The organism is Mesobacillus subterraneus (assembly GCF_000934845.1).
Classification (GTDB): domain Bacteria; phylum Bacillota; class Bacilli; order Bacillales; family Cytobacillaceae; genus Mesobacillus; species Mesobacillus stamsii.
The window spans coordinates 17,299-28,039 of record NZ_JXIQ01000107.1 but is presented as its reverse complement, the minus strand read 5'-3'; the positions used below and the strand labels follow the sequence as shown (position 1 = coordinate 28,039).

Below are 10,741 nucleotides of genomic sequence, written 5' to 3'. Positions count from 1 at the left end.
ATCCTGCATTCCCGAAGCTACTGTAACGAGGTTGGTGGCGAAATGCCGATATTCTCGTATAGTGCCTTTTGACGTTTAGTTACTTCTCCTATGCGGATCTGAGCACCTGGTTGTTCAAAACACTCAATGATGTCAAATTCATCAAGAAGTCCCTGCATTGTATACTTTTTAAATAAATTTTGATCCTGCATAGCCTTTTTCAGATAGGAAAGGAAAATTAGTGCAATGAATTCTACAAATAGTTTGCCATCCAGACTTGCATCAGAAGAAACAGATAAGCGACGTAAGTTTAAACGTTCTTTCAGGTTGCCAAATGCCTTTTCAACAAGATCCTTGTTGCGATAAATTTCAAGTGCCTCAATAGGATCTTTGATCTCGTTACTAACGAGGCAAAAATAGCCATAATTCTGTTTAGCCTCATCCATTACTTTTTGTTTAGCCATTGTTTTTGTGCCACGAACTGGCGTAGTTTTGATAGCAAAGTACTTAGCATAAAGCTTTTCATTTTCAGGATTTCTTTTTCCGCTTTCAATCTCTTCCTGAAGTATGCTGAGACGTGAATGGAGCTCTTTCTCATCCTCCATTGCTTTCTCGTGGTTGAAATAAAGATGCAAATACATGCGACGTTCCCCTCTGAGCGTGTCTCCTTTATAAGGTCTGTTCTGAGAATAAGCCCAATCAATCTTTTGAGTAGAAGCGTAAAGTTCATATTTCTGGCTGTAGTTTGTCCACGATCGCAGAGAATCTCGCACCTTATCCAACTCCGTCTTCACAAATTTCAAAGAAAGCTTTGTGGCGATTAGAAACTTTAAGTGATTCTGATACAGCGCATTGATATTATCCTCACTATAGAAGCCACGGTCCATAACCAACATCATCTTTTTGCATTTTAGAAAGTCCATATCTGCTATAAGGTTCTTCACGGTCTTCACGTCTGCGATGTTACCTGGCAATTTTCTATAATAAAACGGCAGGTTGGATTGTTCTCCAAACAGCAGTGCAAGATTGATCTGTGGGAGGCGGTCATCTTCTTTATTAACCCCATAACGTACTTGTTTAAGATTCTGTGAATAACTTGATATCGAAGTCGTGTCATACGCCCAGTACTCATTTTCCGTGCGTCTTTTCCCTTGTAAACGAAAGAAGCTATACCGTTCTTCTTCCGTGATGGATGCAAATAACTCACTACTTCTTTGGGAGGGGATATCTTTGCCATAAGGGTGCTTGTGAAGCGCTGCCCACTTTGAAAAACGACTGAGTGGACTTTTGTCCTCAAGGATCAAATAGTATGCAATGGAAAGAATTTGCTTATATGTATCAGGGAAACACTTCTTGAGGTCATTGGTAATACCTATTTTGTCCCCAATCTTATCAAAAAGGTAAGTGGCACCATAAAAGCTGCGAGAAACACCTTCCGTCGGAACAGGCCCCGGCTTTTTAGCCTCCACAACGTCTGCTTTAGCTTTCTTCCTAGTGGGGACAATTTCACCACTCACAGGATCTACTCTACCTATGAGTGTACGCTTAGCACGCGATTGTTTCTTTTCTTTATCCCAGTAAGAAATAGATTGGTAAGCATAGGTAATTCCAGTTCTCTTGTCGGTTTGATAAACAATTGCAGCCATAGTCAGTCCCCCTGTACCTCGTTATGTTAACTATAAAACATAACGAGGTAAAAGTCAATCAAAAAAGCTAATAAACCGTTGAAACACAGGGGCTTATTAGCTTTCATCGTTACAGATTCTCGGGAATGCAGGATTTATGTGAAGGAGTTACGTGAAAAGTATTCCATTCCTAAAACAGAAGAAAAGCGTGTTTATGAGGCTATTCCAGATCCACCAATGGGGCAACAAGCACAGGTTGATTTTGGACAAACCATACAGAAGACGACAAATGGAAAAGAGATAAAGTTATATTTTATTAGTTTCGTCCTTTCGCACTCACGTTATAAATATGTGGAGTGGCTAGATAGACCTTTTACAACAAAAGATGTCATACGGACCCATGAAAATGCGTTTCAATACTTAGGAGGTATTCCTTACGAACTTGTTTATGATCAAGACTCCTTAATGGTAGTCAGCGAAAATGCGGGTGATCTTATTCTTACAGGTGAATTTCAAGCTTATCGTGAAGAAAGGAAATTAACTCTATTTGTGTGCAGAAAAGCGGATCCTGAAAGCAAAGGGAGAATTGAAAATGTGGTCGGATTTATAAAGAAAAACTTCGCTAAGAACCGTGTCTTTCACAACATTGAAACGTGGAATGAGTTGGGCATGGCGTGGCTTGAGAGAACGGGAAACGGGAAAGTTCACAATACAACAAAGAAGAGACCGGTCGAAGTGTTTGCCCTCGAAAAACAGCACTTGAGACCAGTCGTTACAAAAATTACTCTTTCGAGTGTTGATTCAAGTATAACAAGATCAGTTCGGAAGGACAATACCATCATTTATCTATCCAATCGTTATTCCGTCCCTCTCGGCACATATAAGAAAGATAAAGAGGTTTATATCGAGACAACGGATGAAAATCGCTTAATTGTTCGAGAGGAAAAGGCAGGACCAGTGATAGCCGATCATAAAATTAGTCATGAAAAAGGAAAATTGATTCAAGACCGCCAACATAAACGGGATCGCAATAAAGGAATTCCTGCTTATATCGCTAGTGTTGCCGAGAAGTTTGAAGATGTAGGATTGGATCATGATTATCTGGAGGAAGTTCACCGAAGGTATCCCCGATATATTCGTGATCAGCTTCAACTTATATCAAAAGCGCTTGAATCCGAACCAGACATTGGAAATGATGCCTTAAAGGAATGTGTTCATAAAGGGATCTATAGTGCAACTGAATTTAGCGATGTCGTTCAGCATGTCAAACGCCAACGACAAGCCAACCACGAATCCCTGGAGCAGAAAAAGGAACAAATAAAGCTACTTAATGTAGTGGACAGGTCCGTCATTCTCACGAAGCCATATATTCGAGACGTGAATGAATACATAGCCATATTAGAAGGAGGAGCAGCCAAATGAGCGATTCGTTGGAACAGTTACAACAGCAATTACGTTCATTGAGGGTGTCGGAAGGTGCAAACTACCTTCCAACACTCCTTCAACAAGCGGAAACAGAGGACTGGACCTATCAAACGTTTCTCCGTCAATTAATAGGTTATGAGCAAAAGCAGCGCGACGAGAAGCAAATAGAAAAACGCCTTAAATGGGCGGCATTTCCGTTCTATCGAACATTGGAAACATTTAATCTCGAGGAGCAGCGAACACTCAGCAAGAAGCAACTTAACCAATTAAAAGAATTCACATGGTTAGACCAACTATACAATCTCATTCTCTTAGGACCGACAGGGGTAGGCAAAACACTTCTGTCAACGGGACTAGGAATTGAAGCCATTCATCAAGGATACAAAGTGTCTTTTATCAGTATGGGTGAACTCGTTCACACCTTAAAAACCGAGGAGTTTTCAAGAAAGTCTCAGACAAGAATGAAGCGCATTAGGGATTCACACTTAGTTATTATTGATGATTTGATGTATATGGCGATGGACACTCGTGAAGCCAATCTATTCTTTCACTTGATCAATGACCTCTATGACAAATGTTCTATCATTCTAACATCAAACAAAGCCCCGCAAGAATGGGGCGAATTATTAGGGGATCCTGGCATCACCACGGCTATTTTGGATAGGCTTATCCATCGGGCAGAAGTAATCCATTTTAAAGAGGATGATAGCTATAGAATGAGGCATCGATCTTCCATTTTTGAGGGAGAAAGTGTCCAAAATTAATTAGCAAAAAGTGTTCATTTTCACTTGACGGTTACACCCCCTCTTGTTCCAATGCTTTCTTAAATTCCTTTTCATCTTTATACATTTTTTTAATTTCTTTTAACTGCTTATTTATCTCATCCTTAGATGCTGTATATCCCTTTTGATTAACTTCCTGAAGTAGGATCTTATTTTCTACTAAACTATAGAAGATAGATCTTGCCTCATTTCCTTCATTTTTAACAGAGATGTAGATAATATTCGATTATATTCACTACCTAATATTTTTTCCCCATTGATAATAGCTACAGTTTTTTTGTCATTAATAATTTGTTTTGAAACCTCTTTAGGTAACTCATTTATTTGTTCACTTTTTTCGTCTTTACTACTTGCTGTTCTTTCATTTCCTCCGCAAGCAGTCAATACTAGAGCTATTAATCCAATATAAAACAAATACATTAATTTTTTCATATATTTCTCCTTATATTTGTTACAATCTAATAGGAGCAAAATTGCCTATTTAATCTTTAGCTTCAATCACAATATTTTCGTAAAATTTTTTGTCTATATAAATAAATAGTTTCCATATTCCTTCTGATGGGAATTCCAAATTGGAAGGCATATTTACACTACCGGGACCCACCTGTGCATCCTTATAAAACATTCCAGAAAATACTTCAATAGGTTCAGCTTCACTATCCTTTTTTAAAGCAAAAATTTTAACTGGTTTATTATAAATATTTACATTTCCCCAATAAAACCAGATAACCTTTTCCCTTTTATTAGCAATAATAGGTGATTTAGTAAAGCCTATTCTCCCTTCTTTTCCAATTATTTTATATGATATGTCCTCACCATTTATATCTTTAACAGTATGCTCGAATGTTGGAGACAATTCCCAGCTATCACCAGAATGATTCTTAATATCCTCTTTTATAATTTCTGTATTTTCTATCTCTTTTGATTGTTGATACTGTTTATCTTGTTCTCCTTCATTTAAAGTACAGGCAGATAAACCACTCAAAAGGAGAAATATACCTAAAAAAATAAATGCTTTTTTCATTCCTAACCTCCACGTATACTTTAATTAAAATATCTTTTATTAACAAAAAAACAAAATTTATTTGTAACCATTACCCAAATTTCATACCTTTTAAGCCCCTGCATCCTTGCTTGTGGATATATTGTTAATTTTCCGGTATATAATATCAGATAAAAGTATACTTAATGTATATAACTCTCCTCGTATATCCGGACACCTTAAAGCGTGTCCGGACAGTTTTTGTGATTTTTTTCAACAATAATTCCTATAATAGACATTAAAATTATCAGTATAGATGAAGTCTTCCTTATCAAGGACAGCTGAGTGAAGTTTTTATGGCTTACCGAAACAAACTCTAAGATCCTCTTTCTTATATAAGGAAAATTCGTTACAGCAGATCGAGTAAAACCATATACTACACCTGCCATAATAGATAACCACCAATTGTCCGAAAAAATGGATAATAGGAGATACAAATGGAATAGAGTCCCCGCCTGGTATGTTATGAAACCCATCCCTAAAATGAATCCCCAAAGAATGGAACTTTTATCTCCTGATTCCTAAACCCATTTTGCAGGAACTGCAACATGAGAATGAAGGTCTTGTTGGTAGATTGTGAGAAGGAATACGACTAGCATCCCATATGTGATATTTCATTTCTCCATTTTCTTTATATCGGTCAGAATAGAAATATTAATTGCAAGCTCAAATTGCACTTTCACTTCATCAGTAATATTAATACCAACCTGATACTCGTTGTCTATATTTACTTTTCTAGGTCGACCTACTTTTTCTTTTGTTAAATCTTTTGCTTTCCCTTTGCCTCCAGAATTTGAGTAATCGGGTAATAAGGCATTCTTTGTCATACCTCGCTGCCAATAACGACTTAATAACTTTTTTATCTTAAATGGACTTAGATTAGTCTTTTCTGCAATCTCTCGAATTTTCATTTCTCTACCTTGCTTTTGAAGCAGCATCTCCATGTGTTGCAAACAATGTTGCTGGATGATTTCCCAGTCTTCCTCACGTTTACGGATTTGTACTTCTGTTAAGTCAATATCTGAAACAACTTTTGCATATGGATCACTAACAACAAGTAGTTCACTTTGCTGAATTTCCGTTGCTAGGTTCGAATATATTTCTTTCTTAGGCATCGAACTTGTCGCATCAATATCTACAATAAACACATACGGTTCATCCATTTCGATAATACGTATTCGCTTAGAATCGGCAGAATATTGAAGCACCTGATTAATATAAATCATCCGTATTTCTCCTTCTTCAGCGTGCTTTCATCAATGGATTTAATATCAATCTGTTGCTCTAAATTTGGTGGCTTAAGCATATCAATAACGATGACTTTTTGAGCAAGCAAATGATAAAAGAGTGTTACACCACTACCAAAAGGTAAATGGGTATCGGTATCAAATTCATTCGTAATTATACGGATACTATTTTTATTATTTAGTAACCTTTGCATTAAAGATAAGGATAAATCTTCAATATGTTGTGAACACATTTCCTGAAATACATCATAATCTCGAATATCAAAATAGTCATGAATGTAGCTAATGTTTCGTGCCATTGTTTTAGGAATCTCTTCCTCTGTAACAATGACCCAATCAATATCCTTCCGTTGCCAATACTCTCGTTCAATCTCAAACTTTTCGAGTACTCGTTCCTTCAGTAATTCGTCCTTCATTTTGATTGTACGAGCTACTTCAAACACACCTTGTCCTTTATCAACTGTTAATAAAAAATCCGTTGTCATCACAATCGGATCACCAGTTTTAGGATCAGTAGGATGTTTAATACCTAACTCATCTGCAATAACAATGGTTTCTTCTAATGGTAGTAAAGGAAATTGTTGTAGTCGCAAAACATAGTTCTACACTCCCTCCTTCTCTCAAACCCTTGCCATTCCTGCCTTTCTCCCATTTTCCAATTTCTGTAGGCAAACATAAACTTACAATATTTATCGCCTTTCTCCTCCTACTTTTTGTCAGAAATCAAGATTTTTAGGAAAACATAAATGTACAATGGATTGACAGGAATTAGGTGATTCGGAAGGGTGATTTCCTGTATTTTCTCCTGCCCTTTTTCGCTCTTTTCTTCCTACCTTCTTTATAAAAACCGTTGGTTTTTCAGGCTTTTCTTCTGCTTATATATCCGCTTTCCTCTTGCATTTCTCATGCTATTTCCAGGCTTTTTAGAAACAAAAAACACGAGGAAAACTGGAGAGTTGCTCCAATTTTCACTCGTGCTATTTACCGTTTATGTTTGACCATTTTACATTTAGTTTTGCTATTTACCGTTTATGATTGACGGGAACACCTTTCTCATGCTTTTTTCTGGTTCTTTCTCCGATTTTGGACACAAAAAAACGAGGAAAACTGGAGGAAATACTCCAATTTTCACTCGTTTTAGGGAACAACTTATTTGACCAAGGGAACAGTTTATTTGCCTTGGGTAAAACTTCTTTTTGCTATAACATAGAAGCAGGTGATAGGAAAAAAGGGATTAGGGATTGAGTGCTAACATTTTTCCATTATTCCTTTACTTTCAATAATCTTAAACTGTTTAGGGTAACAATCAATGTTGCTCCCATATCTGCAAAGATGGCTAACCACAATGTCAACCAGCCTGGAACAATAAGTACCAAGGCAAGTAACTTAATGCCTAATGAAAAAGTAATATTTTGCTTAATGATTGCCAACGCTTTTCGACTTAGTTTGATTGTATATGGAAGTTTACTTAAATCATCAGACATCAAAGCAATATCCGCAGTCTCTAATGCTGTGTCCGTTCCAGCTCCGCCCATTGCTATACCCACTGTTGCAGATGCAAGGGCAGGTGCATCGTTTACTCCGTCTCCGACCATTGCTACTTTATCATATTTACTACGAAGCTGTTTAATATAGACTAACTTATCTTCTGGTAAAAGTTCAGCTTGTATCTCCATGACACCAACTTCTTTACCGATTGCTTTAGCTGTTCCTTCATTATCTCCTGTAAGCATGACCGTCTTTTCAATGCCAATTTGATGAAGTTTACGAATTGCCTCTTTAGAACTCTCCCTTACTTCATCTGCCACTGCAATAAGAGACATAATCTCTTTAGAAGTTCCTAAGACCATCACTGTTTTTCCTTGCTCTTGCATATTAGTTATCTGTTGTTTAATATTCTTTTCTATGCTATATAATTCCTCGAATAAATTTGGACTACCTACATAATAAGTCGTTCCATCGATATCTGCTTTTACACCTTTTCCTGTAATCGACTGGAAGTTCTCTATATTCACATCTTTATAAGGTAAATTATCGGCTTCAGCTTTTCTTATAATGGCTGAAGCTAACGGATGCTGTGACCCCTTTTCAATTGCAGATGTAATCGTCATTATTTTTTGTTCTTCTTCATTAAAAGCGACAATATCTGTAACAGAAGGAAGACCTTTTGTAAGTGTTCCAGTTTTATCAAATGCAATAACTTTTAATGCCCCTGTTTCTTCTAAGTGAATTCCACCTTTTATCAAAACACCATTTTTCGCTCCATTTCCTATGGCAGTTACAATGGATACTGGTGTTGAAATGACCAACGCACAAGGACAACCTACAACAAGAACTGCCAAACCTCTATAAATCCACTCCTGCCAATCTCCGTTTAAGAATAGGGGAGGAACTACTGCCAGTAATAGGGCAATAATAATAATTCCTGGTGTATAATACTTTGCAAATTTGTCTACAAACGCCTGGGATGGTGCTTTTTCCGCTTGTGCTTCCTCCACCATATGAATGATTTTGGAAAGAGTGGTATCCTCAACACGTTTCGTAACTTTTACCTCTAATAATCCTTCTTCATTCAACGTACCAGCATATACCTCTTCATTGACTTTTTTTACTACTGGTACAGATTCACCCGTAATGGCCGCTTGATTGATAGTAGATGTTCCTTTTACAACAATCCCATCCATTGCAAGTTTCTGACCTGGTTTTACTATCATAATGTCGTCTATTTGAATGTCATCAACTTGAACCGTAATCTCTTTATTTCCTCTACGAATAAGAGCTTCTTTTGGTGCTATATCCATTAGGGATTGGATAGAATTACGAGCTTTATCCATTGAGTATCTTTCTAATGCTTCGCTAACTGCAAACAGGATAACAACAGTTGCTCCTTCGCCCCATTCTCCAATAGCAGATGCTCCTAATATGGCTACCGTCATCAAGGTATTCATATCAAACTTTAAATGAACTAAATTTTTAAGTCCTTTGATAAATAGGGAATAGCCACCAATCAAAATAGAAAGTGCATAGCCTATAGTCGGAATTAGACTTTCCTCACCATATTGTTTGGTCATCATCCAACTTATCAATAGTAAGACTGCTGATATATATACTTTTATATTTTCTTTTTGTTTCCAAAAAGATTCTTGCTTAACAACTTGCTCTCTTTCATTTCTTATCTTTAAATTTTCAAATGCCCCTGCTTTTTCTAACTCTTCAATAGTTGCATTTCCAATAACATCAACTTTCGATGCACCAAAATTTACTTTCGCATCTTGAACTCCTTCAAGTGCTTTGACGTTGTTTTCAAATATTGATGCACAATTTGCACAAGTAAAACCTTGTACTCTATAAGTTTTCGTTTGTTGTTGTTCAGACATGTGCTTTCACCTCCTGATTATGTTCCAATGCAATAAGGATTAACTGTTTAATATGGTCATCGTCTAATGAATAAAAAGCCAATTTCCCTTCTTTTCGATGCCTTAATATAGAAAGTTTATGAAGAGTACGAAGATGATGGGAGGCTGTCGCTACAGATGTACCTAAGATATTGGCAACATCACAAACACATAGTTCATCTTCTTGACAAAGAGCATACGCAATCTTAGTACGATTTTCATCACCTATTACTTTAAATACTTTGGAAATATTACTGATATCTGCCTTCTCGATTTCCTCTTGAACTCGATTTACTTTCTCTTCATCGTAGCAATAAATTTCACATGTATCTTTTTTACTCACATTCACTTCTCCTTTCTCATTCAAATGTTTATTTGAATATATTATAACTCTAACCCCTTTGTTATTCAAATATATATTTGAATGAAACGAAAAATTATTCTTATCTTTATGAAAATCCCACAAATTAAAGGATTTTATTAATATTCCAAAGAATACAGATACACAATAAAGTTTTTAAACGAGGAGTTCTAAAATGAATAGCACATGGAATCAAATTATCTATAAAGTATGGTCGCCATTTTATGACCAATTTTTCAATAAAGGAATTTTTTTAAAAGCAAGAAGAGAGGTATTTAAGGATATAGAATGGGTTCAGGAGGAAAGGGTACTCTTCGTAGGTTGTGGTACAGGTGCAGATTTAGAGTATGTCCCTCATAATGATATCGACATAACAGCCATTGATTTTTCCAGTGACATGCTGGATAAAGCAAGAGAAAAGTTTCATCATACAGATATTACATTCCTGCAAATGGATGCACAGGATTTAACATTTCCTGATGAATCTTTTGACATTGTAATAGCAAGTTTACTTCTTTCTGTTGTCCCAAATCCTCATAAGTGTATGGAAGAGATGATTAGAGTAACGAAACCTAAAGGGAGAATATTGATATTTGATAAATTCGTTCCTGAGAACCAAGAACTATCCCTTTTCAAAAGGGGAATAAGACCGCTTATCTCCTTGTTGGGTACAGATATTGGATTGAGATTTGAACAAGTGGCTAATCCATTTTCTAAGCAATTATCCATACAAATGGATTCACCAATTATGCTAAATGGTATGTACAGAAAAATTATTGGAATTAAAATCCAAAATGATAAAAAAGTAAGGAATTAAATACTCAAGGTTAATTGAATAAAAAATGCTTTACTCCTTATTGAAGTAAAGCACCATTTGTTTAAGAA

At 36.2% G+C, this 10,741-nt stretch carries 8 protein-coding genes and 2 pseudogenes; 3 read left to right on the top strand and 7 right to left on the bottom strand.

Annotated features, from left to right (window positions below):
• Positions 1-17 precede the first annotated feature (17 nt).
• Positions 18-1,625 (bottom strand): IS1634 family transposase, encoded by a 1,608-nt coding sequence (locus UB32_RS13950; protein WP_044394576.1) that lies wholly within the window; start codon positions 1,623-1,625, stop codon positions 18-20.
• 138 nt (positions 1,626-1,763) lie between these two features.
• On the opposite strand from UB32_RS13950, the gene UB32_RS13945 reads away from it, so the two are divergent.
• Together UB32_RS13945 and istB are read left to right on the top strand one after the other, a co-directional pair.
• A complete protein-coding gene (locus tag UB32_RS13945) occupies positions 1,764-3,026 on the top strand; it encodes a DDE-type integrase/transposase/recombinase (RefSeq protein WP_128721555.1) in 1,263 nt (420 codons plus the stop codon).
• Positions 3,023-3,793, top strand: a complete 771-nt coding sequence (istB, locus tag UB32_RS13940) for an IS21-like element helper ATPase IstB (RefSeq protein ID WP_044394575.1) — start codon at positions 3,023-3,025, stop codon at positions 3,791-3,793. Before UB32_RS13945 ends, istB begins: the two co-directional genes overlap by 4 nt.
• Positions 3,794-3,970: 177 nt before the next feature.
• On the opposite strand, the gene UB32_RS13935 is transcribed toward istB, so the two are convergent.
• The 6 genes and pseudogenes from UB32_RS13935 to UB32_RS13910 all read right to left on the bottom strand — a co-directional run bounded on the left by UB32_RS13935 (position 3,971) and on the right by UB32_RS13910 (position 9,838).
• Positions 3,971-4,243, bottom strand: a complete 273-nt coding sequence (locus tag UB32_RS13935; RefSeq protein WP_052807043.1) for a hypothetical protein — start codon at positions 4,241-4,243, stop codon at positions 3,971-3,973.
• A 49-nt stretch (positions 4,244-4,292) separates the two neighbouring features.
• Positions 4,293-4,835, bottom strand: coding sequence for a DUF4871 domain-containing protein (locus UB32_RS13930; RefSeq protein WP_044394574.1), 543 nt, complete (start codon positions 4,833-4,835; stop codon positions 4,293-4,295).
• Between the two features lie 591 nt (positions 4,836-5,426).
• Positions 5,427-6,079 (bottom strand): annotated as a pseudogene (locus tag UB32_RS13925) (Mu transposase C-terminal domain-containing protein); the annotation flags it as partial.
• Positions 6,076-6,684, bottom strand: a pseudogene (locus UB32_RS13920) (TnsA endonuclease N-terminal domain-containing protein); the annotation flags it as partial. The pseudogenes UB32_RS13925 and UB32_RS13920, both read right to left, overlap by 4 nt.
• 678 nt (positions 6,685-7,362) lie before the next feature.
• Positions 7,363-9,477, bottom strand: coding sequence for a heavy metal translocating P-type ATPase (locus UB32_RS13915; RefSeq protein ID WP_044394570.1), 2,115 nt, complete (start codon positions 9,475-9,477; stop codon positions 7,363-7,365).
• The gene (locus tag UB32_RS13910; RefSeq protein WP_044394569.1) at positions 9,470-9,838 is read right to left on the bottom strand and encodes an ArsR/SmtB family transcription factor; all 369 of its coding nucleotides are present in this window, start codon (positions 9,836-9,838) and stop codon (positions 9,470-9,472) included. The genes UB32_RS13915 and UB32_RS13910 overlap by 8 nt, the downstream gene beginning before the upstream one ends.
• Before the next feature lie 193 nt (positions 9,839-10,031).
• On the opposite strand from UB32_RS13910, the gene UB32_RS13905 reads away from it, so the two are divergent.
• Positions 10,032-10,673, top strand: a complete 642-nt coding sequence (locus UB32_RS13905; protein WP_044394568.1) for a class I SAM-dependent methyltransferase — start codon at positions 10,032-10,034, stop codon at positions 10,671-10,673.
• Positions 10,674-10,741: the final 68 nt, after the last annotated feature.

Coding starts and splice junctions, on each gene's coding strand:
- UB32_RS13950 (WP_044394576.1), bottom strand. CDS start 1,625: ATGGCTGCAATTGTTTATCAAACCGACAAGAGAACTGGAATTACCTAT.
- UB32_RS13905 (WP_044394568.1), top strand. CDS start 10,032: ATGAATAGCACATGGAATCAAATTATCTATAAAGTATGGTCGCCATTT.
- istB (WP_044394575.1), top strand. CDS start 3,023: ATGAGCGATTCGTTGGAACAGTTACAACAGCAATTACGTTCATTGAGG.
- UB32_RS13915 (WP_044394570.1), bottom strand. CDS start 9,477: ATGTCTGAACAACAACAAACGAAAACTTATAGAGTACAAGGTTTTACT.
- UB32_RS13935 (WP_052807043.1), bottom strand. CDS start 4,243: ATGAAAAAATTAATGTATTTGTTTTATATTGGATTAATAGCTCTAGTA.
- UB32_RS13930 (WP_044394574.1), bottom strand. CDS start 4,835: ATGAAAAAAGCATTTATTTTTTTAGGTATATTTCTCCTTTTGAGTGGT.